Origin of the sequence: Paenibacillus sp. FSL L8-0436, assembly GCF_038593025.1 — a bacterium.
In the GTDB taxonomy this organism is placed as follows: domain Bacteria; phylum Bacillota; class Bacilli; order Paenibacillales; family Paenibacillaceae; genus Paenibacillus_AQ.
In genome coordinates, this window is record NZ_CP151955.1 from 3,849,197 (window position 1) to 3,875,504 (window position 26,308).

General features: G+C 45.0%; 20 protein-coding genes and 2 pseudogenes. 16 read left to right on the plus strand and 6 right to left on the minus strand.

The window, feature by feature from the left end:
• Positions 1–155 precede the first annotated feature (155 nt).
• The 5 genes from NSS79_RS17605 (at position 156) to NSS79_RS17625 (ending at position 4,253) form a co-directional block, all read left to right on the plus strand.
• A complete protein-coding gene (locus tag NSS79_RS17605; protein WP_342435484.1) occupies positions 156–692 on the plus strand; it encodes a DUF2262 domain-containing protein in 537 nt (178 codons plus the stop codon).
• Between the two features lie 15 nt (positions 693–707).
• Complete coding sequence (locus NSS79_RS17610; RefSeq protein WP_342435485.1) at positions 708–1,229, plus strand: SMI1/KNR4 family protein; 522 nt, start codon at positions 708–710, stop codon at positions 1,227–1,229.
• A 231-nt stretch (positions 1,230–1,460) separates the two neighbouring features.
• On the plus strand, positions 1,461–2,048 hold the full coding sequence (locus NSS79_RS17615; RefSeq protein WP_342435486.1) for a sugar O-acetyltransferase: 588 nt from the start codon (positions 1,461–1,463) through the stop codon (positions 2,046–2,048).
• A gap of 339 nt (positions 2,049–2,387) precedes the next feature.
• Positions 2,388–3,140, plus strand: a complete 753-nt coding sequence (locus NSS79_RS17620; protein ID WP_342435487.1) for an SDR family NAD(P)-dependent oxidoreductase — start codon at positions 2,388–2,390, stop codon at positions 3,138–3,140.
• A gap of 114 nt (positions 3,141–3,254) precedes the next feature.
• A complete protein-coding gene (locus tag NSS79_RS17625) occupies positions 3,255–4,253 on the plus strand; it encodes an NADP-dependent oxidoreductase (RefSeq protein WP_342435488.1) in 999 nt (332 codons plus the stop codon).
• A 205-nt stretch (positions 4,254–4,458) separates the two neighbouring features.
• Here the strand turns inward: NSS79_RS17625 and NSS79_RS17630 are convergent, their stop codons facing one another.
• The 3 genes from NSS79_RS17630 to NSS79_RS17640 form a co-directional block, all read right to left on the minus strand.
• Positions 4,459–4,956, minus strand: a complete 498-nt coding sequence (locus NSS79_RS17630) for an arsinothricin resistance N-acetyltransferase ArsN1 family A (protein WP_342435489.1) — start codon at positions 4,954–4,956, stop codon at positions 4,459–4,461.
• A gap of 22 nt (positions 4,957–4,978) precedes the next feature.
• Positions 4,979–5,785, minus strand: a complete 807-nt coding sequence (locus tag NSS79_RS17635) for an arsenite methyltransferase (RefSeq protein WP_342435490.1) — start codon at positions 5,783–5,785, stop codon at positions 4,979–4,981.
• 86 nt (positions 5,786–5,871) lie between these two features.
• Positions 5,872–6,321, minus strand: coding sequence for a MarR family winged helix-turn-helix transcriptional regulator (locus NSS79_RS17640; protein ID WP_342435491.1), 450 nt, complete (start codon positions 6,319–6,321; stop codon positions 5,872–5,874).
• Between the two features lie 264 nt (positions 6,322–6,585).
• Here NSS79_RS17640 and NSS79_RS17645 point away from each other — a divergent pair, with 264 nt between their 5' ends.
• The 3 genes from NSS79_RS17645 to NSS79_RS17655 are packed head-to-tail and all read left to right on the plus strand — an operon-like array spanning position 6,586 to position 8,769.
• A complete protein-coding gene (locus tag NSS79_RS17645; RefSeq protein WP_342435492.1) occupies positions 6,586–7,875 on the plus strand; it encodes an arsenic transporter in 1,290 nt (429 codons plus the stop codon).
• A 21-nt stretch (positions 7,876–7,896) separates the two neighbouring features.
• Positions 7,897–8,316 carry an arsenate reductase (thioredoxin) gene (arsC, locus tag NSS79_RS17650; protein ID WP_342435493.1) on the plus strand — a complete coding sequence of 140 codons (420 nt, stop codon included), beginning with the start codon at positions 7,897–7,899 and terminating at the stop codon, positions 8,314–8,316.
• Positions 8,317–8,334: 18 nt separating this feature from the next.
• Positions 8,335–8,769, plus strand: coding sequence for a dual specificity protein phosphatase family protein (locus tag NSS79_RS17655; protein WP_342435494.1), 435 nt, complete (start codon positions 8,335–8,337; stop codon positions 8,767–8,769).
• A gap of 100 nt (positions 8,770–8,869) precedes the next feature.
• Here NSS79_RS17655 and NSS79_RS17660 read toward each other — a convergent pair whose 3' ends face one another.
• A complete protein-coding gene (locus tag NSS79_RS17660; RefSeq protein WP_342435495.1) occupies positions 8,870–9,832 on the minus strand; it encodes an HTH domain-containing protein in 963 nt (320 codons plus the stop codon).
• Positions 9,833–9,941: 109 nt separating this feature from the next.
• Between NSS79_RS17660 and NSS79_RS17665 the strand changes: the two genes are divergently transcribed.
• The 5 genes and pseudogenes from NSS79_RS17665 to ppsA all read left to right on the plus strand — a co-directional run bounded on the left by NSS79_RS17665 (position 9,942) and on the right by ppsA (position 21,840).
• Positions 9,942–10,421 carry a GyrI-like domain-containing protein gene (locus tag NSS79_RS17665; RefSeq protein ID WP_342435496.1) on the plus strand — a complete coding sequence of 160 codons (480 nt, stop codon included), beginning with the start codon at positions 9,942–9,944 and terminating at the stop codon, positions 10,419–10,421.
• A gap of 23 nt (positions 10,422–10,444) precedes the next feature.
• Positions 10,445–10,909, plus strand: coding sequence for a phage tail protein (locus NSS79_RS17670; RefSeq protein WP_342435497.1), 465 nt, complete (start codon positions 10,445–10,447; stop codon positions 10,907–10,909).
• Between the two features lie 200 nt (positions 10,910–11,109).
• On the plus strand, positions 11,110–12,180 hold the full coding sequence (locus NSS79_RS17675) for a phosphotransferase (protein WP_342440394.1): 1,071 nt from the start codon (positions 11,110–11,112) through the stop codon (positions 12,178–12,180).
• 338 nt (positions 12,181–12,518) lie between these two features.
• A pseudogene (locus NSS79_RS17680) lies at positions 12,519–18,913 on the plus strand (GDSL-type esterase/lipase family protein).
• Positions 18,914–19,224: 311 nt separating this feature from the next.
• Positions 19,225–21,840, plus strand: coding sequence for a phosphoenolpyruvate synthase (ppsA, locus tag NSS79_RS17685; RefSeq protein ID WP_342435498.1), 2,616 nt, complete (start codon positions 19,225–19,227; stop codon positions 21,838–21,840).
• Between the two features lie 32 nt (positions 21,841–21,872).
• Here ppsA and NSS79_RS17690 read toward each other — a convergent pair whose 3' ends face one another.
• Positions 21,873–22,625 (minus strand): EcsC family protein, encoded by a 753-nt coding sequence (locus tag NSS79_RS17690; RefSeq protein ID WP_342435499.1) that lies wholly within the window; start codon positions 22,623–22,625, stop codon positions 21,873–21,875.
• A 254-nt stretch (positions 22,626–22,879) separates the two neighbouring features.
• Here NSS79_RS17690 and NSS79_RS17695 point away from each other — a divergent pair, with 254 nt between their 5' ends.
• The 3 genes from NSS79_RS17695 to NSS79_RS17705 all read left to right on the plus strand — a co-directional run bounded on the left by NSS79_RS17695 (position 22,880) and on the right by NSS79_RS17705 (position 25,739).
• Positions 22,880–23,638 (plus strand): AIR synthase related protein, encoded by a 759-nt coding sequence (locus tag NSS79_RS17695; RefSeq protein WP_342435500.1) that lies wholly within the window; start codon positions 22,880–22,882, stop codon positions 23,636–23,638.
• Positions 23,639–23,689: 51 nt separating this feature from the next.
• Positions 23,690–24,508 (plus strand): alpha/beta hydrolase, encoded by an 819-nt coding sequence (locus NSS79_RS17700; protein WP_342435501.1) that lies wholly within the window; start codon positions 23,690–23,692, stop codon positions 24,506–24,508.
• A 160-nt stretch (positions 24,509–24,668) separates the two neighbouring features.
• Positions 24,669–25,739 carry a GDSL-type esterase/lipase family protein gene (locus NSS79_RS17705; protein WP_342435502.1) on the plus strand — a complete coding sequence of 357 codons (1,071 nt, stop codon included), beginning with the start codon at positions 24,669–24,671 and terminating at the stop codon, positions 25,737–25,739.
• A 13-nt stretch (positions 25,740–25,752) separates the two neighbouring features.
• Here NSS79_RS17705 and NSS79_RS17710 read toward each other — a convergent pair.
• Positions 25,753–26,230: pseudogene (locus NSS79_RS17710) on the minus strand (AraC family transcriptional regulator N-terminal domain-containing protein).
• Positions 26,231–26,308: the final 78 nt, after the last annotated feature.

Consider the following 26,308-nt stretch of genomic DNA (forward strand, 5'->3'; position numbering starts at 1 on the left):
AGATTGTATAGTGCCACGGCGGAACACAATCCGGTTAACCTGCAAAACGGATACAATGTAACTCTTATGCCACCGGATAGTTTTATAAGATATGGTGTCTCCACGGCATTATTTGGGGTATATTGGAAGGAGTAAATTGTGGAGGAGAAAAACAAATGTCAGATGTAGTGGTCCGGATACCCGTTGAATCGTGGTCAATAACGGAATTGACGAAGGAGACATATTGCTGCTGTTTCCAGCCTGTACAGATTTGGGGAGACGATGTTGAGGTTGAAATATTCCTGCCCACAGCAATCGGAACGAAGGAAATGGCAAAAGATGCAGCTATAAGTGCCGTTCCTTTGCTGGAGGAGGAGCTTGCCTGGCTTCATATGAACAAGGGAGAACTCGGTAAGGCGCTGGAGTGGGCTAAAGAGCGGGCCGAGGAATGGATTTGGGATGACCCGGATTTTGTTGAGCTATCGGACAATGAAGGCTATGTGGAGCTGGACGGGGAAACTGTGTGCGTTCCTATTTCGGATGAAGCTTTTTTAAACAGCTTGTTTCTATGGAGTGTTATTTTTGAGCAGGTAGATGGTGCCGGTTCGTTTAAGATGTCAGTTGAGCTTGGGAACAAACCGGATTATTTTGCCGGACATCGGATACATATGGACATAGATGAACATAAAAATTTTGTAAACCAAGGTTTATAAGGAGAATGAGGGCATATGACAGAGAAGGCAGAGACACTGTGGCAGCGCATTATTGCAAAAGGCAGCCGGAATACTCCGGGGTACGAAGCGAATTTGAATTTACAGCCTGGCGCTAGCGTGGAAGAACTTGATGGGCTTGCCAGTACGCTGGAGGTTGTACTTCCGCAGGAGTTGAGGGACTTCTACAGCATATATAATGGTCAGGATTGGGAAGCAGGCTCGGAGTGTTTTGTCCGAAATCTAACGCTGTCGCCGCTTGAACAGATTATCGAGCATTGGGAATTTCTAAATGAAGAGTTTGATCCGGATGACATGGAACCGGAGATTGTCCCGCAGATCAAGCCGTTCCTGTGGAATCCACGGTGGATCCCTATTGCCAGCAACGGGGGTGGCGATCATTTCTGTGTAGACACAGACCCTTCAGAAGAAGGGACCTTTGGGCAATTGCTCTATTTTTATCATGACTGGGGAAACCGGTCTGTTGAGGCGGCAGGCTTGTTTGACTTTATTGAACAATGCTTGAATGAAGAGGAGTGAGAAGACAGAGGTATATTTTGCATGAACCATAAAAATGGCATCCTAAAAAAAGTGAAGGGGCAGCATTGCCTTATGAAACTAGGACATATAATGATTTTCGTCAATGACATGACAAAGGCGAGATGGTTTACTTAATGAAGATGGATATTTGACAGTTGGGAAGCATAAAAATAGTGAGATCGGAATACCGGATGCAGAATTCACAAAAAACAACTCGAAAGGGAGTAGGTTATGGACATCGAAAAAATTAAACAGATTATAAATTCTGGGGAGATGTATGATGACGCAGGTGATGATGTAGCAGCAGTTAGGTCATTCGCTTTAACCATGTGCCGAGAATATAATCAAAAAGTAAATACAAATGAAGGCTACGATATGTCTATATTGAAAGAATTGTTTTCAGACGTGGGTGAGGATGTATATATTGAATCTAACTTCCGTTGTGAGTTTGGATTCAATATCTCTATAGGACACGATGTGTATATTAATCACGACATGATTATTCTTGATTGTAACGAAGTGAAAATCGGAAATGATGTCTTTATTGGGCCACGAGTGGGGTTATATGCAGCAAATCATGCGGAAGATCCCTTTGAACGGGCGGATAAAGGAGTCTATTCGAAACCAATTACTATAGGGGATCGGGTATGGCTGGGGGGAGACGTTAAAGTTACTCAGGGTGTAACTATAGGCGAAAACAGCATTGTTGGTGCTGGAAGCGTAGTGACCAAAGATATTCCTCCTAATGTCATTGCTGCAGGAAATCCGTGCAAGGTTATTAGACCGATTAAATTTTCTGATCGTCCTTGGAGAAGATAAGTATAATGAATGGTTTTCCAGACGATCTTGAAGACATGATTATTAATCAACTCATTTAAATGGGTTGATTTTTTTTGTCCGAAATAGAGGGAAGCAGGTCAGATTTCACTCCGAAAAGACCTAATCTTAATTCCGGTCATAAAAACATTCTTTACCGATCATTCTAGATATGTTATATTATTGCCATAGGAGGAATACACAGATAAAAAGCCGCGTTTCATTGAAAATGAATATGGCGGTCTAGACATACTGTTTTTTTTACCCAAACAAGAACGTTCGTTCTAAAATGGATTTAAAACTCATTTACACTAATCTGCATGTTATGGAGGAAAGAATATTATGAAATATACAGTTATTACAGGAGCAAGTTCAGGGATTGGATATGAGACGGCATTGGCGTTTGCTGCACGTGGCAAAAACTTGATTTTGGTAGCTAGAAGATTGGAAAAATTAGAAGAACTCAAATCAGCAATTCAGGATATTGACCCTACTGTAAATGTTATTGTTCGTACAAGTGACCTGTCTGTTACAGATCAGGCCTACACATTGTATAGCAATCTAAAGGAATACCAAATTGAGACCTGGATTAACAATGCGGGGCTCGGTGAAGCTTCTTTTGTAGCAGAGCAGAATTTAGATAAAGTTGAAACTATGCTACGTGTTAACATCGAATCCTTGACGATCCTTTCTACACTATATGTGCGAGATTATGCTGATGTAGAAGGAACTCAGTTAATTAACGTCTCTTCCGCACTCGGATATGCCATTGCTGTTGGGAGTGTTGCTTATTCTGCATCTAAATATTACGTTAGTGCCTTCACAGAAGGGCTTGCAAAGGAACTAGAAATGAAAGGCGCAAAACTAACAGCAAAAGTTTTAGCACCAGCTATAACGGAAACAGAATTCGTAAAGAAATCATTAGATGCTGAAGAATTTGATTACAAAGCAAACATGCCTAAATACCACACTGCCAAACAAATGGCGGGCTTCATGGTAGATCTTTATGATAACAACGAAGGGGTAGGGATTGTGGACCAGAACTATGATTTCAATCTGAGGGGCCGAATCTATCCAATAATTTCAGAATTTTAAAGTTCAGAGAACAGAATAAAGGTGAAACATGGCGTACAACTGAAGATTGTGCGCCATGTTTTTAGTCTAAAGCTGTTCGATGCTATCCCAAATTAGCAAAGGAAGAGGATGAATATGAGGGCAGCTCAAATACAGAAGTATTCAAAAATAATACAAGTGGAATTAAATGATGTTAACATACCACAGATCAATAGCCATGAGGTACTTGTCAAAGTAAAAGCTGCAGGTGTAAATCCACTGGACATCCTTAATCTAAATGGCAGTGTTCGCATGATTGCCGACTATAAGTTACCATTAACTTTAGGGAATGAACTATCTGGAATGATTGAAGCCGTTGGTGATGATGTTTTGAATTTTAAGGTTGGTGACCCTGTTTATACGAGGTTGCCGCTTAATAAAATCGGTGCTTTTGCTGAATATGCAGCCGTGAATGAAGATGCTTTATCCATCATGCCTGAAAATCTATCTTTTATTGAAGCTGCTGCGGTACCCCTTACTGCCTTGACTGCTTATCAAGCATTGCATGATGTACTCCGTGCCCAGCCGAATAAAAAGCTATTCATTCCTGGAGGAACCGGAGGATTTGGAGCTATGGCAATCCCCATTGCCAAATCAATGGGATTATATGTTATTACAAGTGGCAGTGAAAGAGGCAAATCACGTACACAGTCGATCGGGGCTGATCAATTTATAAATTATAAGGCAGAGAATTATGCTAACATACTATCAGATATCGATTATGTAATCGACACCTTGGGTACCAAAGAGATCAAAGCTGAACTGGGCATTTTAAAACCACAAGGGAAATTGGTATCATTGAAAGCAGGACCTAATTATCGCTTTGCGGTTGACAATCATTTTCCAATGTGGAAAAAAGCATTGTTTGGCCTAGTGGGTGCTCGTTTAGATTCTTTAGCGCGTAAGAATCAAAATGAATATCGTTTTTTATTTGTGCAAGACAACGGAAGTCAATTACAAGAAATCACCAAACTTGTTGAAAAAGAAAATATCAAACCCTCTATAGATTCAACTTATACGTTTGGTGACATCAACAAGGCGTTGCTTAAAATGTCGACAGGCCATTCCCAGGGCAAAGTGATTGTGACCTTCTAAACAACAAGTGACTTAAGCGACGTTGCTCGCGTGTTCTGAGTATAAACAAATTATATCCATCGGCCAGAAGCAAAGAATTCGAAAAGGGGAAACAAATATGAAAATAGAGTTACATAAGCAAAGTGATATTGATACTTTAACTGATATTTGGTATAGAGTCTCAATTCAAGCACATGATTTTATCGATCATTCTTGGCGTATCAAGTCAAACAAGCAGCTTCTCCATAATCATCACATCAGTCGGCTTTCCATCTAAAATCCCTTGGTTCTCAAATACACCGACTTCACGATATTTCATTTTTCGATACAGCCCTTGCCCATTTTCATTGAAAGGGAAGGTAAACAAAACGATTTTGTTAAACTCATTTTTTCGGGCTTCTTCTTCTAAAGCTTCCAAAAGTATGGATCCGATGCCTTGGCCTCGATACTCCCTATGAATATAGATGGACAAATCGGCCACTCCACGATATGCACAGCGAAGGGAATAATGATTTAAAGATGACCAGCCAATGATGCCCTGTTCATTTTCAGCGACCATAATCGCAAATCTTCCTTGATGATCATCAAACCAGTTATTTATGAAGGGACGATCTTTCGTTTCTTCTTCTAGAGTAGCAATTCGATCTTCGATGCCTTGATTGTAAATGTGAAGAATATCCTCTACATCTGCATACGTTGCCCTCCGAACGGTAATGTTCCGCATATCCCATAACCTCCAAATCAGTTTAAGATTTTACTGCTTTTATAACGGCTGAAACAATGTATTGATCAACATTCGCACCGGGAACCCAGTCTTTAATAAATGTTCTGGACTCGTCTTTAGGCTCAATCCTGATCTCGGTAAAGCCGCTTTCCCGAAGCATCGCTTCAACAACTGCAATGGAAGAAGCACCGGAGATGCAACCGGAGTAGAGTTCATCAAGATTATTTTTAATTTCAGGTGGAAGCTCCGCCGTAGTTACGATGTCCGAGATGGCCAGACGACCGCCCGGCTGAAGGACCCGGTAGGCTTCACGGAACACCTGTTGTTTATCTGGCGATAGATTAATAACGCAATTGGAGATAATCACATTTACCGAATTGTCGGCGACGGGAAGATGCTCAATCTCACCCAAACGAAACTCAGTGTTCATAAATTTTCCTTTAACAGAGTTCTCCCTTGCGCGGCTGATCATCTCAGGTGTCATATCCACACCGATTACATGGCCTTCGTCACCTACCTGCCGGGAGGCCAGGAAACAATCGAATCCGCCACCGCTCCCGAGGTCCAGAACATGTTCACCAGCCTGCAGTTCAGCAATAGCTTGAGGATTGCCGCATCCAAGGCCTAAATTGGCACCTTCGGGGGCCGCAGCCAGTTCTTCACTGGAGTAGCCCATTTTAGCGGATATGGCATCAAAATCAGAAGGGGAGTCACAGCAGCTTTCGGCTGGGGTGCAGCAGGAAGAGGCAGCTTCGACCTTTTTTACGGCGATTTTTTGGTAGCGGCCCCGTACATTCTGGCGGATCTGGTCGTTTGTCATTTGGGTCATGATTGAACACTCCTTTAAAACTTTGGATTAGTTTTCACGTTATATGTTGAATCAACTTGCAAATTGCAAGTATAAGTCAAGAGAAATCACCCTTTTACTGGTGCACAGCAATTGCTGGATTTCCCCATAGCTTCGTTGAACAGCTTAATCGAACGCAGTAAAGTTTCTACTTCAAACTCGCTCATATTCGAAAAGGCTTCATTCAGGTAGGCGTTCATTTGATGATCAATCGTTATTGCCACCATTTTCCCTTCTGGAGTAAGCGCCAGGGTATAGACTCTTCGATCTGCCTTGTCAGCTGTTTTTGTAACCAGTTTCATTTTCACCAAAGATTGGACTTGTCTGCTAAAGGTTGTAATATCGGTCCCGAGTGTTTCAGCAACCTGTTGCATGGAAGGACTATGGCTCCGATCAATTTCATACAGCAGATGGCTTTGGGCCGCGGAGAGATTACATCCGCCTACGCTGCAGCAATCTTTATTCAGTAATCCTAAACGCCGGGTCATGATTTGGAATAATTCTCGTGGGGTTTCCATTGTTATCACCTCTTGACTTTAGTTATATCGTAATTACTTGTAAAATGCAAGTGTATGTGAATTTGTGGGTATACTATTTACTCCTGGTTCCAAAACAGTCCTCAATACTATGAACAAGTTGCCAACTGCTGTTTGCTGCGAGTGACATTTAGGTTATTGATTATATAAGCTCATAATTATATAATGATGTTCGAGATCCGATCAAATTTGCTTGAAGGGAGAGCTGAGATGCGTGCGGTGTAGACACTATTGGAGGGTAAAGACTTGGTAGCTCTTGCAAGCCTTATCTTTATAGTCACATTGATTTTTGTCATTTGGCAGCCTAAAAATCTCTCGATTGGATGGTCTGCCTGCGGCGGGGCGATACTCGCTTTGCTTGTCGGGGTAGTCAGCTTTAACGATGTTCTTGATGTTACTCTGATTGTCTGGAATGCTACCTTGGCATTTGTGGCGATCATTCTGATCTCGTTGATTCTCGATAAAATTGGTTTTTTTGAATGGGCTGCCTTACATATGGCAAGAGCCGCCCGTGGGAACGGAACCCGGATGTTCATCTATGTCACCATTCTTGGAGCAATAGTAGCCGCGTTTTTTGCCAATGATGGTGCGGCGCTCATCTTAACTCCAATTGTGCTGGCGATGGTCCGCGCACTCCATTTTGACGAGAAAAAAGTATTTCCGTTCATCATTGCCAGCGGGTTCATTGCCGATACTACATCATTGCCGCTGGTTGTAAGCAATTTGGTGAATATCGTATCGGCTGACTTTTTTGGACTGACCTTTATGGAGTATGCCGGGCGGATGTTAGTGCCAACCTTATTTTCCTTAGGGGCAAGCATTATCGTGCTCTATCTCTTTTTCCGTAAAAGTATTCCAAGGAACTTTGACAGCTCACAGCTAAAAAGCCCTGAAGAGGCCATTAAAGACAAACAGATGTTCAAGTTGTCCTGGGTTGTTCTTGCTGTTCTGTTGGTGGGATACTTTGTCAGTGAATTCCTGAACATTCCTGTTTCTGTGGTGGCCGGAATCATCGCCATGTTTTTTCTGTTCATGGCAAGAAGAAGTCCAGCTGTACCGACAATGGAAGTGGTGAAAGGCGCACCTTGGGCGATCGTATTCTTTTCCATCGGCATGTATGTCGTTGTGTATGGGCTGCGAAATGCAGGCCTTACGGATGTATTGGCTGATGCCATTCAGACTGTATCGGAACAAGGGTTGTTTGCAGCTACGATGGGGATGGGCTTTATTGCCGCAATCATCTCCTCAGTAATGAATAACATGCCTACCGTTATGATTGATGCCCTGGCCATTGAGGCTACGCATACCTCGGGACTAATTAAGGAAGCCCTGATTTATGCGAATGTCATCGGTTCTGACTTAGGACCAAAGATTACACCGATTGGTTCACTGGCTACCTTGCTGTGGCTTCATGTGCTTTCGACCAAAAGTGTGAAGATATCCTGGGGAACGTATTTCAAAACAGGTATAATTCTGACGATTCCCACGCTTTTCATCACACTGCTGGGCTTATATATAACATTGATTCTATTTTAAAACTAAAGGAGATTATGAATCATGAATAAGAAAACCATTTATTTTTTGTGTACAGGAAATTCCTGCCGAAGCCAGATGGCCGAAGGTTGGGCAAAAAAATACCTGAGTGACGACTGGAATGTATACAGTGCTGGTATTGAAGCTCACGGTTTAAATCCGAAGGCTGTACAAGCCATGAACGAAGTGGGTATTGATATTTCAAGTCAAACCTCGGATATTATTGATCCGCAACTGCTGAACAACTCCGATCTCGTGATTACTTTGTGTGGAGATGCCGCAGATAAATGTCCAATTACCCCTCCTAAAGTGAAACGTGAGCACTGGGGATTTGATGATCCAGCGAAAGCGCAAGGAACAGATGAAGAAAAATGGGCTGTCTTTCAGCGGGTGCGTGACCAGGTGGGCGAGCGAATCAAACAATTTGCTGAAACTGGTGAATAATTGAGAGGGAGAATTATAATGACAAATTATCACGAACTGATCGAAGGAAAAATATATATCGGCGGAGAGAATGCACTGCTTGAAGCTCTTCAGGAGCAAGAGATTACCGATGTGTTTGATTTAAGAGATACCGGTACTAAAGCAGAAGGCTTTCCTGCCAAGGTAACCCGTCATCATTTTCCGATTGTGGAAGATGAGAGCGGCCAAGAAGGTTCAATTCAAGCTGCGATCCAGGCGGTAACAGCAGCAGTGAATAGCGGGAAGACCGTGTATTTCCATTGCGCCGGCGGACGAAATCTTACGGGAACGGTAGCCACAGGCGTACTGCTCGAACTTGGTCATGCTGCGACGGTTGACGAGGCTGAAGCCTTGGCCAAAGAAAAGCGTCCAGACATCAACATTAAGCAGGATATGCGTGATGTGCTGAAGGGCTTTTATCCATCCAAGAAATAAAAATGCATATATATTTATAGGATCTATGCCGACAGTACATATTCCTTTAAAAACCCGCGCCAGGCGCGGGTGTGCAGAAAAGGGGATAACTGGGCACTAATTATGGGCAGTATAAGCATAATCTCTCTTGCAAACCTTGTAAGACTTCTTCCGGCATTTCCCTAACCTTTATATCCCCACCGAGGAAAAGTAGCCAATTTGTTATTTCGGTCAATTCTTCGGGCTTGTTAACATTGATAAAAGTCTTTAGAACGGCTGTGGTCTGGTATGGATTCGTATAGGAGATTGAAACCTTTAAAGGATGGTATTTTTTGAACTGGACAATCGCTTTTGGACCAAGCTCAAAGACCAGGTTGACTACTTCTTCCTGCTTACTTAGCTTTTCTAAAATCTTTTTCTTACTTAATCTTTTTTTCGTCGGGTAGGGTATGACACTAGTGAGATGGTCGACAGGGAAAATCTGCTTCTTTTCTTCTTTCAAGTCAAAACCTTCGATCAGCCAAAGGCTTTTTTCACGATAAAGGTGTAAGAGATAAATTGGATAAGACTTTATTACCTTCTCCTCTTTGATGGTAATCAATAAATAACTATCTGAAAGAAGGATTTGGATCAGTTTTTCTAACATGGGATGGGGGAGGTCTGAAAGATCAAGCAGGTCGGGATTGTTGGGGTTGGTCCCTTCAAAAAGCAAGCTTTGATTTAGAAGAAAAAGCTCATCTTGCTGGTTTTCTGAGATGAGGCCCAGTAATTTTTCAGATAAAGACTGACGACTCTTTAGATAGGGAAGTTGTTGATTTCTAGTGGCCATAAAGGCAATAAAAAGGGCTTTGACCTCATTATTGGTAAAGCGAACGACGGGAAGTACTGAGTTTCGCATGACAAAATAACCCCCATCCCGTCCAACTTCAGCGACAAACGGCATCCCTAAGGCCTCAATTTCTCTGATGTCTCTAATAGCTGTCGAACGGGAGATGTTAAATTCCCGCATGATTTCAGAAATTGTAAAGTGGGCACGATTGTTGATATACCGCATGATGATATTAATCCGTTCAACCTTTTTCATCGGACTCCTAAACAGTATCATTTTTTGACATGATTTAAGGCTATCATATACTTATCAAGTGAAGAAGACAAATCATTTGATTAATTTAACAAGAAGGAAGGTTTTGAATATGGCAGAATATACCTTAGAAGAAAAAGACAGCTTTACCGTTATAGGTTTAGGCACGGAGCTTACAAGTGATTACACAGACTATGCTGGCATAAACAAGGAAAAGTCTGATTTTTGGCAGGCCGTCAGCCAAGATGGAAGGCTTGATTATTTAAAAGGCATTGCCATAAATGACTACATTTTTGCTGTAAACGAAGCGGTGAATAGCAAGATGATGCATTATGCTGGCGTCATGACCGAGGCCGCTGCACCAGAAGAAGCCAGAGTTATTCAATTTCCTAAGGGGGAGTACCTGGTTGTTAGAGGGGAAGCGAAGACGGCTGATGAACTGAATAATAACCTTGCCGGCCTTGCCTTTGGTCAAGCCTTGCCGGAAGCAAAGAATGTAGCCTATGTTGGCGGGCCAAATACAACGGCTCTGATGGGGCAGCGAAACGGATTTGTTTTTGGTGAAATGTGGATTCCTGTTATAAGGAAATAAAAAGTATAGAAGGAGGCATAGGCATGTCCTATATCGTTGATTTTAAAAATGTGTCTACGATTGGTTTAGAATCTTCACCTGTAGTAGAAACGCTTGCCGGTTTACGTGCGAATGAAGCCCGTTACTTCATGAATAAGTACAAGCATGAATTTACAGTTGTCCCAGCCAGCGAAAGCCAGGAAACCCTTGCTTATGTGAACCGGATTTTGAAAGAAGAACGTGATATTGAGTTCGCGGCCAAACCTTTAGAAACATCGCGTTTTCAAGTAGAAAATATCCAATTTGCCTATGTCTTTTATGAGGATGGTCTTGCGATCAATGTCATGTATACGGTGGATGACCCTAAGAAACGGGCAGTTGGTTTTAAGCTTTCTGAGGGGATGGAGATCCCAAAGGAGTTAGAAGCAAAATTCAAGTTTGCCAGGCAGAAGTCTAAACTAGCTGGAACAATTCGGGGTTCGTTTTTTGTAATTAAAGGAGAATATTAAAGTAATTAAGAACCCGCGCCCTGCGCGGGTTTTGTATTTTAAAGTAAGTTGTTTTATCGGCCTACTACGGAAGAAGGATATTTCAATTATAATTGTTTCTCACCATCCTGTTATCGGCAGGAACTGGTAAACTGTACATATATTAAAGGGGTTTTGGACAAAAGTTATTATAAATACGTTATAGCTTAAGGAGAGATATTATCACTTATAATGAGGTTGTTAAAAGCGTTGATGCCTGTTTACTACCATTAATATCAGAGTTATACGGGTTGGAAGGCTATGAAACCGGTCTGGTTAAGGCACATGACGGAGGGCGGAATGTCGTATACACCTGTGAGAAAGAGGGCGCCGACGCAAAAATACTCAGAATCGCTTTCTTACCGGACAGGAGCCGGGAAGATTTTCTGGGAGAGCTTGAGTATATCAGGTATTTATTCAACCATGGAGGAAGTGTCTCGGATGTAGTCAGCTCCAGGAAGGGGAATCTGCTGGAAGAGATCACCCACAATCATCATATCTTTTTTATCAGCCTGTTTAAAAAGGCCAAGGGGAAACTGCTTGTAGAAAATAATTATCAGTACCGGGAAGGCACTCCAATTACCGAATATCACTATAATTGCGGTAAAGTCCTGGGGAAACTGCACCAACTATCGAAAGAGTATACTCCTATCCATCGCCGGTATAGTTTTTTTGACAAATACAATGCCGAATATATTGATAAACTGATACCGGATTCCTTATCTCCGCTTAAGGAGAAGTTGGTAGAGCTCCTTAATACCTTAGAAGGGGTAGACAGGAACAAAGAGACTTTTGGGTTGAACCATTTTGATTACAACGATGGGAATTATTCGATAGATTTTGATTCCGGGCAAATAACCGTTTATGATTTCGATAATTCTTGTTACTGTTGGTATATGTTTGACTTGGCCAGTATATGGGGAAACGGAATGGGCTGGATACAATCTGAACCAGACGCCAGTAAGCGTAAAAAGTTTATGGAGGATTATTTTGAAACAGTCCTCGCAGGATACAGATCTGAGACCAAGATCGAAAATTCGATGTTGGATACATTGCCCTTGTTTATTCAAGCAAACTTCTTGGAGAATATTATAGATGCGTTCGAGGTAATGCGGAACAACGGCGAAGAGCCGGAGTGTGATGAGGAGCTGTCGTATCGTATAAAATGCATGGAAGACGATATCCCCTATTTCGGATTTTTCCATGAGATTTATTCGTGTGAAGAACCTTTTCAGTATGAGAAATACCTATAGTTCAGAACCAAGATAAATGCAAAAAAGTCGAATGTAGGTCTAAAATGCGTTTTATTGCGAAGAACATCATTCCATTATTTGATACACTTTGTGCATATTTGGATGCGGGGTTTGATCCGCTCAATATGAAAGGCTTGACCGGAGATGAAGTGTCAGGATGGAGTCAAAGTTGCACAAATCAGATACGGTCAAGAAAGGGGGGATCATCACAAGACTGAGCAAAGAGAACATTTTGAAGATATGAAGAAGATTGAAGTTTCGCTGTTATGGCGGTTTCATGTTCGGATTTTCCCCTGATTTCTAAAATGAATTTTAGATAAATAGGAGGAGTTAAGTACATGAGTATAAAAGCTATTTCCATCAAGAAACCGGTGCTTGCATTCTTTATGTCATTTCTAATGGTAATTTCGCTTGCGATCCCCCCATCTCCGGGATATGCAGAGTCAGCGGGCAACCAGACTTCCCGTCAGGCGGAGTATCTTGACCGAGGTCTGGTTGCGGTTCTGGCCGACAACGGCGTGTTCTTGAGCTGGAGGTATTTAAATACGGATCCAAATGAAATCGCTTTCAATGTATATAAAAACGGATATAAAGTCAACACAGTGCCCATCAGCGATGCCACGAATTATGTGGACACAACAGGCGCAGACAGCTCACAGTATCAGATTTCCGCCGTCATTGCCGGCAAGGAAGAAATGCAGCCGGAGACGGTATCGGTGTGGCATAATGATTATTTACCCATTCCGCTGGATAAACCGGCCGACGGCCGAACCAAAGACGGGGGTACGTATTCCTATTATGCCGGTGATGCTTCCGTGGCAGATTTGGATGGCGACGGTGAAATTGAAGTCGTTTTCCTGTGGAGTCCGAGCAACTCGAAGGACAATTCCCAGGCCGGCTATACCGGCAATGTCTATATTGATGCTGTTAAACTTGATGGCACCAAGCTCTGGCGGATCGACCTGGGTGTCAATATCCGTGCCGGAGCTCATTATACCCAGCTGATGGTATATGATCTGGACGGCAACGGCAAAGCCGAGGTCGTCGTCAAAACAGCGGACGGCACCAAGGACGGTCAAGGCACCGTGATCGGAGACGGAACAAAGGATTACCGTAACGACGGCGGGTATATCCTGACGGGCCCGGAATATCTTACGCTGTTCGACGGACAGACCGGAGCAGCCGTGTCCAGCGTAGAATATGAGCCTCCAAGAGGCGATGTAAGCGCATGGGGCGACGGATACGGCAACCGTGTAGACCGGTTCCTGGCCGGTATTGCCTACTTAGACGGCGTGAGGCCAAGCGTAGTCATGGCCCGCGGCTACTATACGCGCACCGTGCTCGCGGCTTATGACTATGTTGGCGGCAAACTGGTGCAGCGCTGGACCTTTGACACCAACGAGGCAGGGGCACAATATCAGGGACAGGGCAACCACAATTTAAGTGTGCTGGATGCCGACGCTGACGGCAAAGATGAAATCATGTACGGTGCGCTCGCGATAGACGACGATGGAAGCTTGCTGTACAGCACCGGACTCGGCCATGGCGACGCGATGCATGCCGGCAAGCTTGATCCGAACCGGGACGGCTACCAGATCGTCAGCGTGCATGAACATACGAATGCCGAATACGGGCTGGAGATGCGCGATGCCGCTACAGGAGAAATTATCTGGGGCCAGTATACAGGGAAAGATACCGGCCGCGGAATGTCGGCGGATATTGATCCGAATTATCCTGGTTACGAATCCTGGGCATCCACGATTGTCAACGGACAGATGGACCCTTTATCCCGCGGATATGCGGCGAACGGAGAAGTCATTTATGAACAGAATGAAGTGCCGCGAAGTGCAAACTTTGCGATCTGGTGGGATGGCGATCTCCAGCGGGAGCTGTTCGACCACGAATGGAACAACAGTACAGCGAAAGGTATTCCGCTCATTTACAAGTGGGATTACGGGAATAAGCAGCTGAAGGAAATCTTCCGGGCAGCAGGGAGCTTGACCAATAACCACACCAAAGGAAATCCGGCGCTTCAGGCGGATATATTGGGCGATTGGCGTGAGGAGCTTCTGCTGCGCAGTGAAGACAGCACGGAATACAGACTTTATACGACGACAATTCCGACGAGCTACCGGATTCCCGCGCTGATGCAAGATCCGGTATACCGGCTGGGTGTAGCCTGGCAGAATGTAAGTTACAACCAGCCGCCTCACACGGGATTTTATCTCGGGGCGGAAGCGACAGAATTCCCTAAAGCGAATTTGGCTCTTACCGGCGGAAAAGATGTGCCGGAGCAGGTCTATCACTTTGATTTCGGTACAGACCCTGCGGCTGGTACAACCGCCGTGCAGGATACACTCTATGCACAAGCAACGGGTTACGGATTCGAGAAGACAAGCGGAATTACGGTGGATGCAAACCATGTTTCTCTGCCGGAAAACGCCAAATTCGCCGTAGACCTGCCCAATGCCAATTACAAGGTAACGTTCAAACTGGGCGATGATGCACGCGACTCGAACGTAGGCGTCAAATCCGAATTCGTTCAGAAGCTGGGCGTGACCAGCGTGAACGCGGGAGAGCCCCGGATCTATTCTTATGACGTTGCACTGGTAGACGGCCAGCTGGAGTTTATCTTCTCCGGCACGGCCATTGATGTGCAGGAAATCATCATCGAGAAATACGCGGAGAAATCACCGGGAGCCGCGACGACGATCTATTTGGCCGGCGATTCGACGATGCAGTCTTACAGCACGATACAGGCTCCGCAGGAAGGCTGGGGTCAGCAATTCGGACGCTATTTTGCAAATGGCGTAGTGGTCCAGAATGATGCAATCGGCGGCAGAAGCAGCAAATCGTTTATGGTTGACGGCCGTCTGGATACGATACTAGAGCGGATCAAGCCGGGAGATTTATTCTTTATTTCCTTCGGCCATAACGATGCCAGCGCAGGTATTCCGGACCGGTATGCCTCTCCGGCGGATTACAAAACATATTTGGCCCGTTATGTGAACGGCGCCAGACAGCGCGGTGCAACACCGGTGCTGCTTACTCCAGTAGGGCGCAGAGATTTTAATACTATTACTCAAGAATTTAACGTAAGCTTCCCGGAATACGTGAACGCTGCCAAAGAAGTAGCGGAAGAGCTGGGCGCGCCGCTGGTTGATTTGAGCCAGTTAAGCGTTACGTATTACGATAAGATCGGCCTGAGTGCTACGGAGAAAATCTTCCTGTACGCCAATCCGGGCGAATATCCGAAGTATCCGAACGGCGTGGGCGATAATACGCATTTCAGCAGCTACGGTGCGCAGGTCATTGCCGCATTAGTTGCAGGAGCGGTGAAAGACATGGATTTAAGCATTTCGCCGCATGTCACTGACCCGGACATTTTGGAACCCGAGCCGGAACCGGAGATCCAGGTCTATGAGGAAAACTTTGAGGGCGATCCCGCCGCCTCCGAATATGCGCTGGTCAATGCCACTGGTATCGGCGGGCAGATGACGGGAACGGTCGCAGAGCAGAACGGGAACAAGGTACTGTCCCTTAGCGGTTCAGGATCCGGACACCGGGCGAAAGTGTTCCGCCTGTTCGATGCAGTGAATGGCGACATCGTCAATGTCAATTTTGACTGGCATTCCGGCAATGTGGGCGCATCCCCGTCGGAAGGACATCTGTCGCTCCAAGATGCGAACGAGAATATTATTTTTACTCTGTTAACAAAGACTGGCTCCACAAGTCCAGACACGAAAATCCATTATTTCACAGGCCCATATACAGCAGACTATGGTACCGGCACCTCAGTTGTTCCGGAAGGCGGCACAGCCACGAACATCCTGAAAAACCAGTGGGTCAATGTGGATGTCACTATTAATTTTGCTAAGAAGACGATAGATTTGACGTTGACTAGCCTGGAGGACCCCAGTGTCACGCAGACGATCGAGGATATTCCGATGAATCCCGGTGTCTACGCCAATAACGCAAGGGCACTCCCTTCCTGGGAACAAGAAAGGGCGGGGGAGGAACACTGAACTGGACCACTCAGATCGATAACGTGAAGATTGAAGGAACGAAGCTGCCGCCGGTTGCCGGCGATCAGAAGGCATTGATTGCGCTTCATGACAAGGTGAAAGCATTGGATCTGTCGGCTTATACAGAAGCATCCAAAGCGGTGCTGAATAAAGCTTTGGCGGCTGTGGAAGCGATCATCGGTACGCAAGCGACGCAGGCCCAGGTCGACCATGCAATGAACATGCTGACAGTCGCGAGGGATTCGTTGACAAGCGAACTGGTAGGCGAGATAAGCGAGTACAAGTTTGATTTTGGCTCTGGAAACGCTGCTGAAGGATACACGAAGGTAGACGCCAAAAGAGCTTACCTGGAAGGAAACGGTTATGGCTTTGCCAATACCGCGCTACTCCAGGATGAGAACCGGGAAACCGGGGATGCCCTGAGGGAAGATTTCACCCGCGTGAACGGCACCTCCTTCCTGGTGGAAATGGAGCCGGCCAATTACCGGGTAACAATGACCATTGGCGATTCGCAAGAATCGACCAACGCAGGAGTTGTTGTAGAACAAATGCCCAAATTGCCGGTTACAACTATACCGAAGGGTGAATTCAAGGAAATTTCGTATGACATCGCCCTGATTGACGGCGTCTTTAACTTTGAGTTCTCAGGCAGCACACCGAAGATCAACGCGCTGAAGATTGAACGTCTGCCGGGCAACGGTGCGGGCGATCAGCCGGTTATTTATCTGGCAAGTGATTCCACGGTGGCCAATTATGCGGAAAGCTATCGTCCGCAGGCCGGATGGGGCGAAACGCTTAAAGGGTACTTCGATCTGGATGAGATCAGTATCGATAACCGGGCTGTAGGCGGCCTAAGCAGTAAAACCTTCCTCGTAGGCGGATATCTCAACAACATTCTGCTGGGCATTCACGAAGGGGATTATCTGTTCATGCAGTGGTCCCATAATGATTCCACACCATCCCGCCCTGAGCGTTACCTTACACCTGAGCAGTTCAAGGTGTACCTGAAAGATTACATTAACGGCACTGTACAGAGAGGCGGAATTCCGGTTCTGGTTACGCCGGTCAACCGACGCGATTTTACCGGAGAAGTATTGAACAAGAGCTTCCCGGAATATGTGCAGGCAATGAAAGAGACGGCGCAAGAAACCGGAGCATTACTGATCGATCTGAATCAGGCCAGCTGGAAATATTTCCAGGAGCTTGGTCCTGAGGGCACCAAATCTATTTTCATGTGGGTAGGTACAACTGAAGATAATACCCATCTTCAGATGAACGGTGCGGTCAAGGTATCCGAGATGGTGGCACGGCTTGTGCAAGAGCTGGATATTCCGCTGTCTGACCTTGTCACACTGGAAGAGGAACCATCGGATACGACAGCACCGCATACGACCGCGGCAGTAGAAGGAGAGTCGCAGAACGGGTGGTATACTTCAGCGGTAAAAGTAACTTTTACCGCGACGGATGAAGACCCGGGAGTTGACACGACCTATTACCAAGTCGATGGCGGCGAAATTGAGAGCGGCACGCATCTAATTCTGAGCGATGAGGGCAATCACACTGTGACCTACTGGAGCGTTGATCTGGACGGCAACAAGGAGACCAAACAGTCGCTTTCGGTGCCGATTGATCTCGCACCTCCGGCCATCGCGATTCAGGGTCAAACGGAATACACTATTGATCAACACGTAGACATCACTTACACGGCCGCCGATACGGCCTCCGGCGTGGCCGAGCCGAATGGGGTAATGTTGAATGCCCCGGCTTATACGCTGGAGCCAGGCTTGAATTCAGTAACTGCAGCGGTCTATGACCGTGCGGGCCGGGAGAGCAGCGTTGACTTCAACTTCGGAGTTACTGCTACCTTCGTAAGCCTGGCAGAGCTGACACGCACCTTTGCAGCCGAATCGGAAGACCCGGGTGCAGGAGCGGTTGTTGAACAGCTTGCCGGTAAGCTGCAGCAGGCTGAACAATCGGCGAATGCGCGTGATGGTGCGATGGCGCGCCAGCTGCTCGCGGCATACGCCAATGAGGTTGATGCCAGCAGAGATACGGTATTTACGGCTGAACAGGCAGACACGCTGCGTAAGTGGGCCGCATGGCTCAGCCAGGTGACGCCGCTGGCGAGCAGCGCTCCAGGCACTCCAGTGTTGTCCGATAATAACGGGCACGATACGGGTCTGAGAGACGGAGATTACACTATTACGATGAATCTCTGGTGGGGCAACAACGGGACTCTTTTCAAGCTGTACGAGGATGGCAAGCTCATCAAAGAAGTGCCTCTGGCTGACCATTCTCCATCCGCCCAGTCCGGGCAGATTGATATTACCGGCAAGCGGAACGGTACGTATGTCTATACCGGTGAACTGATCAATTCACTGGGTACGACGAAAGGTTCGCCGCTGACTGTGACCGTCACCGATGCTTCCCCGGGGCAAGCGGTATTATCGAACGACAACTGGGATGGAGACGGTAGTTTTAGCGTCAGTATGAATCTGTGGTGGGGGACAAATGCTACCGAATATGAGCTCTATGAGAATGGAGTTCTGGTAGACACGAAACCTCTGCAGGCTCATACGCCCAGCGCCCAATCGGCCGTATCATCAATCTCCGAAAAGGTTCCGGGAACCTATGAATACGAGGCTGTGTTACGCAACCCGGCGGGTGAGACCAGAACGGCAAAGATGATCGTAACGGTCCAAAAGTAACTGGATCAGGCTCGACAAATGCACACAAAAAACGGCTGCTAAATGATCGGCAGCCGTTTTTCTTGTGTTGTTATAAGTGAAAAAGTGATCACTTAATGATGATACTAAGGGAAGAGGTAAATCAAAAAAGAACCTGAGTAATTTATCAGGTTCTTCTATATTGCATATAAACAGACTCGATGATATAATCAGTCTGCGTCTTTTATAATATGTATTGACATAAATATCACATCTTATATTTTAAATTTACCATGCCGCTGAACTTTTGTCAAATGTTTTTTTCTCACTTTAATGGTTAGGAGAGATGTTAAATGAGTTCTTTGGTTCTCGGATTTCAGGAAGTGGACAATACGCAGCTTTTGCTCGTTGGCGGAAAAGGGCTCCATTTAGGGGAATTATCAAAAATAGAAGGAATAAAAGTACCCGGAGGATTTTGTATTACAACAGCGGGATATCAAAAAACCATCGCACAAAACGAAACGTATCGTGCTTTGCTCAATCGGTTAACCATGCTAAAAGTAGAAGATCGGGATCAAATTGGAGAAATCAGCCGGAAGATTCGACAACTCATTATGGAAGCAGAAATTCCTTCCGATGTTGTGAAAGCAGTAACTCACTATCTCTCCCAGCTTGGTGATGAGCTTGGCTTTGCAGTGCGTTCTAGCGCGACTGCCGAAGATTTACCGCATGCCTCTTTTGCAGGTCAACAAGACACCTATTTAAATGTCATCGGCAAAAAAGCCATCCTGCAGCATATCAGCAAATGTTGGGCTTCGCTATTTACGGAACGCGCGGTAATCTACCGTATGCAGAATGGATTTGATCATAGTCAAGTTTATTTATCCGTGATCGTTCAAAGGATGGTATTCCCGCAGGCTTCAGGGATATTGTTCACCGCTGATCCGATTAGCAATAACAGGAAGCTGTTATCCATCGATGCCAGTTTTGGACTCGGAGAAGCACTGGTTTCTGGTCTGGTCTCTCCCGATTGTTATAAAGTACAGAAAGAGGAAATCGTCGATAAGATCATATCAACCAAACAATTGGCTATCTATGGACTACCAGAAGGCGGCACTGAAATCCGGCAGCTCGATCCCGATCAGCAAAAGGCTCAAACCCTTACTGAACAACAAATTTTACAGCTGGCACGGATCGGAAGACAAATCGAAGCTTATTTTGGTTGTCCACAAGATATCGAATGGTGTCTGGACCATGATACCTTTTATATCGTCCAGAGCCGGCCAATCACTACTTTATTCCCGATTCCTGAAGCAAATGATCAAGAGAATCACGTTTACGTATCTGTCGGCCATCAACAAATGATGACTGATCCCATGAGACCATTGGGACTGTCTTTTCATCTGTTAATTACTCCTGCACCTATGCGAAAAGCTGGTGGAAGGTTGTTTGTTGATATCACACCTAATCTGGCTTCACCTGATAGCAGGGAAAATTTATTAAATGCCATGGGACAACACGATCCGCTCATAAAAGACGCAGTTATGACCATAGTAGAGCGAGGAGATTTTATAAAATCGTTACCAAATGATAAAAAAGAACAGAGTATTGGTAAAAGCAATAAAGGGATGTCGTCTGCGGGGCTTCAAGCACCAATCCAAAACGACCCGACCATCGTTTCAGATTTGATTAAGCGTAGTCAAACATCGATAGAAGAGTTGAAACAAAACATCCGAACGAAATCAGGAGCGGATTTGTTTGATTTTATCCTGGAAGATATCCCGCAATTAAAGAAGATCTTATTTGACCCACAAAGTACGGCGGTGTTTATGACTGCTATGGATGCTTCAGCATGGATCAATGAAAAAATGTACGAGTGGTTAGGTGAAAAAAATGCAGCAGATACGCTTTCTCAATCTGTACCAAACAACATTACTTCGGAAATGGGTCTAGCGCTATTGGATGTCGCAGATGTGATTCGTCCTTATCCGGAAGTCATTGATTATTTACAACATGTAAAAGATGATAATTTTTTGGATGAACTGGTTAAGTTTGATGGTGGACAGGAAACTCAAAACGCTATCTATACTTATCTGGGCAAATACGGAATGCGATGTGCCGGTGAAATCGATATTTCGAGAACTCGTTGGAGTGAAAAACCAATTACACTTGTCCCCATGATTCTTGGTAATATCAAAAACTTTGAGCCTAATGCCAGCCATCGAAAATTTGAGCAAGGGCGACAGGAAGCTATGGCTAAAGAACAAGAGTTATTAGAGCGATTGAAGCAATTACCGGATGGTGAACAAAAAGCCAAAGAAACCAAACGAATGATCGACCTCATCCGGAATTTCATCGGATACCGGGAATATCCAAAATATGGCATGGTTAACCGCTACTTTGTTTATAAGCAGGCTTTACTGAAAGAAGCGGGACAACTCGTACAAGCGGGCATCATTCATGAAAAGGAAGATATATTCTATCTCACTTTTGAAGAACTTCGCGAAGTCGTACGCACAAACAAACTGGAATACCAGATCATCAGCAAACGAAAAGACGAATACAAATTTTATGAAAAACTAACTCCACCACGTGTGATCACGTCGGACGGGGAAATCATTTCGGGTGAGTACAAACGAGAAAATCTGCCAGCCGAAGCTATTGTAGGTTTAGCTGTTTCTTCCGGAGTTATAGAGGGGCGGGCACGTGTCATCTTAAACATGGAAAAAGCTGATCTGGAAGATGGAGATATATTAGTCACCTCATTTACTGACCCTAGCTGGACACCATTATTTGTATCCATAAAAGGTCTAGTCACCGAAGTAGGTGGACTGATGACCCATGGTGCAGTTATCGCACGTGAATATGGCTTACCGGCAGTTGTCGGAGTGGAGAAGGCTACCAAACTGATAAAAGATGGGCAACAAATTCGCGTGCATGGAACAGAAGGGTATATCGAAATATTGTAATGGCTTGGATGTATATGGCGACAGAGAGAGGATCAACCCAGAACCTCGAAATCGAAATCATCGTGCAATCTGCGCAGGCGGTAAGCGTTCATGGCGAATTCACGCAGCTCTTCAAGAATGGTGTAATTCGCCCATGCGCCTGCGACAGCACCGATTCCAGGCACCATCTGCAGCATTTTCCGGAAGTCAATGGTGTCACGATACTCGATCTGAAATGTCTCCCAGTCCATATTCCGGGAGTATTCGGCGTCGGAGACCCAGTGTTCCTTTTCAATATGCCAATGCGTGATGGAATAGAGCAACCTGGCACGGTTTTCCGGCCCTGAAAACGTCATTTGAAATACCTTGAGAATGAATACCCGCTCGGAGAAGTGCTTGGTGTCATAACCGTAAACATGCGCTAGCTCGAACAAAAATTTCATTTTGATCGCGATTAAAGCTGGAAAGTCTACCATACTAAGCATAATGCCGCCAGCTCCCGTTCCAGCACCTTCGGCAACCGCTATTTTTTGGTATAAGGCAAACAATTCTTTCGCTTCCTTATCGGCAGACTCCAGACCCAGAGTGCTCTGCACCGGACGGCGAGGCGTATATTCCGCACCGAACAATGCCGTACGCACGATTGATCGTATGGTGGTCGTAATGATGTTATGCACCTTCGGGGGAATTAAATGATTGATTCGATTGCCGATTGTTTTCGATGTTTTTTCCAGCCATCCCGGCGGTTTGAACATTTTTTGTTCCCAGTTGGCAACTTCCCTTTGTACTTTATGCTCGTAATTCATGATCAATCGCTCCTCCAAAAGACATAGCCATATTGTAACGAATATCTCCGTGATTCGGAACAGACCGCGGTAGGTAGCGGACCTCGACTAAAGTCCAGCATCACATACAGGATAGATAAGAAGGAACTGTTCAACTCAAAGGCCATTAAAGGTTTCTTTGGCCATAGTATCGAACATTTTCATAATCACAAATACAGCAGGGTTGAAAAATCCGAACTTCAATGCTTACAAAGTTGTCAGGGGGATTACAATAAATGAAACCATCAATACAAAGAATTCGCGATTTAACTTTAGTGCGAAGAGCGGAAAGCCGCTTATTGGTCATAGGCTGTGACTCCAGCGCAAGTATCGGGAACAAGCCAATGGATGCTCTGCAGACTCCGCCGGATATAGTCGGCTATTATACAGCCAGAGTTGCGGTTATGGAAGTTCTGTCCGTGGGCGCGGACATTCTTACCGTAGTGGATACCCTAGCTGTGGAAAAGTATCCGACAGGGAGCGAAATTATCCGCGGGGTACAAAGGCTGCTGGACGAAGCTGGACTTACGGAGGCTCATTTGAACGGCAGCACGGAAGAAAATTTTAAATCGTGCCAGACCGGGGTAGGGATTACCGTAATCGGGGAAACCGATGAGGAACGGCTGAAGCTGATGCGGTCGGTTGCCGGAGACTTTGTGGTTATGCTGGGAGAACCGCTGATCGGGAGCGCAGTATTGGAACAAGAGGCAAGACTATGCAGTATACAGCAGCTGCAGTCACTTGTAGCCTCGCCTGAGGTGCATGAGATTCATCCGGTCGGCTCAAAGGGGGCAGGGTATGAAGCAGAACTTCTGGCTGAGCTGAACGACTGCATTTTCCAGGCAGTTCCAGGAATCATAGAAAAGCTGAATGCCTCAGGAGGCCCGTCGACGGCGGTGATTTTTTCAGCGGCAGAGGAAAAGCTTGAACACCTCCAATCCAAAATTGGCGGCGAGATGGAGATTATCGGTCGTTTGCTCGATAAAGCAATGTAGATTTTTCTTTAGTATAAGCACATTATAAATAGCCCAATTGGAGGAGTCTGTATGCCATATTGTAAAGTCAAGAATGCCAATATATATTACGAGGAAATTGGTACAGGTAAACCGATTATAATGATCCATGGTTTTACACCAGACCATCGGTTAATGAGTGGGTGTATGGAACCGATATTTGAAGACTTCCCCGGTTGGCGTCGTATCTATCTTGACCTGCCTGGAATGGGACAAACAAAGGATTACGATCAAATATGTAATTCAGATGATATGCTGGAAGCAGTTATAAATTTTATCGAGACTCTGATCCCAAACCAAGATTATCTCATAGCAGGCGAATCATACGGTGGATATATTACAAGAGGAATAATTAATAGACATAAAGATCGTATTGGTGGAGCTGCACTGATTTGTCCATTAATTATTCCTGAACACAAAAGAAGAATACTTCCCGAGCATTTTGTTGTTCATTCTGATCGCGAGTTTATGGACACCTTAAGTGAAGAGCAAATAAGTGATTTTAGCGCAAATCAAGTCGTTCTCAATGAATATAATTGGAAAAGGTATTCTGAAGAGATAGTGGCAGGTTGTAAGATCGCTGACTACGATTTTCTTAGCAAGATTCAAAGAAATTATGGATTTTCCACCAATATCGATGAATTAATTTTCGATAAACCAACAGTATTTACTCTTGGGCGACAAGATGCAGTCGTTGGTTACAAAGATGCTTTTAGTATTTTAGACAATTATCCTAGAGCAACCTTTGCCGTACTAGACCGAGCAGGCCATAATCTTCAGATTGAACAGGCTCTATTATTTGAGTCACTTATGCGTGAGTGGCTTGAAAGAGTAACAGAGTTTGGATTTTAGTTGTGTATTAATCCGTTGAACTAACCTTAGCTTGTCAATGGAAGAAACAAATATCTTTTCCCCTTGCGATTACTCCCCATCTAAATTAGAGCGACTTATTGAAAATAGAAAGTACCTTTGTTACTGTTACTGATATACAAGCTGGGAAGGAAGGTACATTATGTCATCAACAACTCAAGTGTTTAAAGCAACAGAGCAACATGTGAAGATCATCGGGCGGACCCACTACTATAACGAAGTACTGTGGCTGGCTCTCTCAGGCGGCGGTGTGGAATTTTCATTCCATGGCAGAAAAGCGGAGATTACTTTAAAAGGTGATGCTGTCGCCTCAACCGGTAATAACTTGGCTCGAATTGGCATTAGCGTAAACGGGAAACGGGTAATTGACGATCAACTGGACACACCGATTAAAACGTATACTGTATTTGAAAGCGATACTGTGCAGGATATAACGGTAACGGTTATTAAACTATCAGAGGCTGCGATGTCAACAGTTGGGATTCAAGAGATCGCTGTCGATGCTGCGGATGGCATTAAGCCAACCCCGCCAAAATTACATACAATTGAATTCATCGGCGATTCCATTACCTGCGGCTATGGCGTTGATGATGAATACGAGCTGCATTCTTTTTCCACGGCTACGGAAGATGTCACAAAAACCTATGCCTACCTGACAGCTCAGCAGCTTAAGGCTGACTATAGCATGGTTTCATACAGCGGATACGGCATCATCACAGGCTATACGGAAAACGATCAAAAGCTTACCACTCATCTTATCCCGGATTACTATGAAAAAGTGGGCAAGTCTGAGGGGGAATTTGAGGGTACACTGTTGCCCCAAGAAGTATACTGGGATTTCAATAAGTTTGTGCCTGATCTGATTATCATTAACCTCGGAACAAACGATGATTCCTATACCAAAGAGGAAGGCAGTAAGCAAGCAGAATATGCCCGGAAGTATATTGAATTTCTAAAGATGGTCAGACGCAATAATCCTAATGCCTCAATTCTGTGTACGCTGGGGATTATGGGGGATAGACTGTATCCTTATGTCGAACAAGCTGTTAGCGGGTATAGCCGGGAAACAGGCGACAGCAATATTAGCGCAATGAAGTTTGATGAGCAGCTGTCATCTGACGGCTACGCAGCCGACTTCCACCCGTCTCAAGCTACTCATAGTAAAGCGGCGAATACACTGACTGCTCAAATCAAAGAGCTTATGATGTGGTGAAAATTGTAAAACATTAGTCCCCTAAGAAAACGATACTTTTAGCGGGGTCGTAAATTTCCTTTAATTGCTTTACGTCAGATCTTGGAGGTGAACCAAACATACGGGAATATTCACGGCTGAATTGGGAAGAACTCTCATAACCGACCCGGAAAGCAACTTCAGCAGCTTCTGCAGATTCAGAGTGCAATACTCGCCGTTTCGGCAAGCTCTTCAACACGCATAGATTGATTGAAATTTGTAGTGATGTGATCAATTACTTCTCTGATTCGATAGGTAGTATTCAAATCGTTCTTGAGCCAAGAGCACCTCTTTTAACCCTTGAGCAATAACGCAATAAGAAGGTTTATACACTCTGTATGCAGGTTCAGATACTCCGGAGTATCGGATTATAGACAGATTGGGTATAGCTGTCTCAAACACTCCATCTTTCGGTGAAAATTGCTCGATGAGCTTTGCCAGTTTTTCTGTTGATTAAGGATTTCCTCCGACATGATGATTCCTCCAATTTTCTTTTCTCGATTATAAACCAAACGAAACAAGAGCAGATGCAATTATGCAATCTGCTCTTG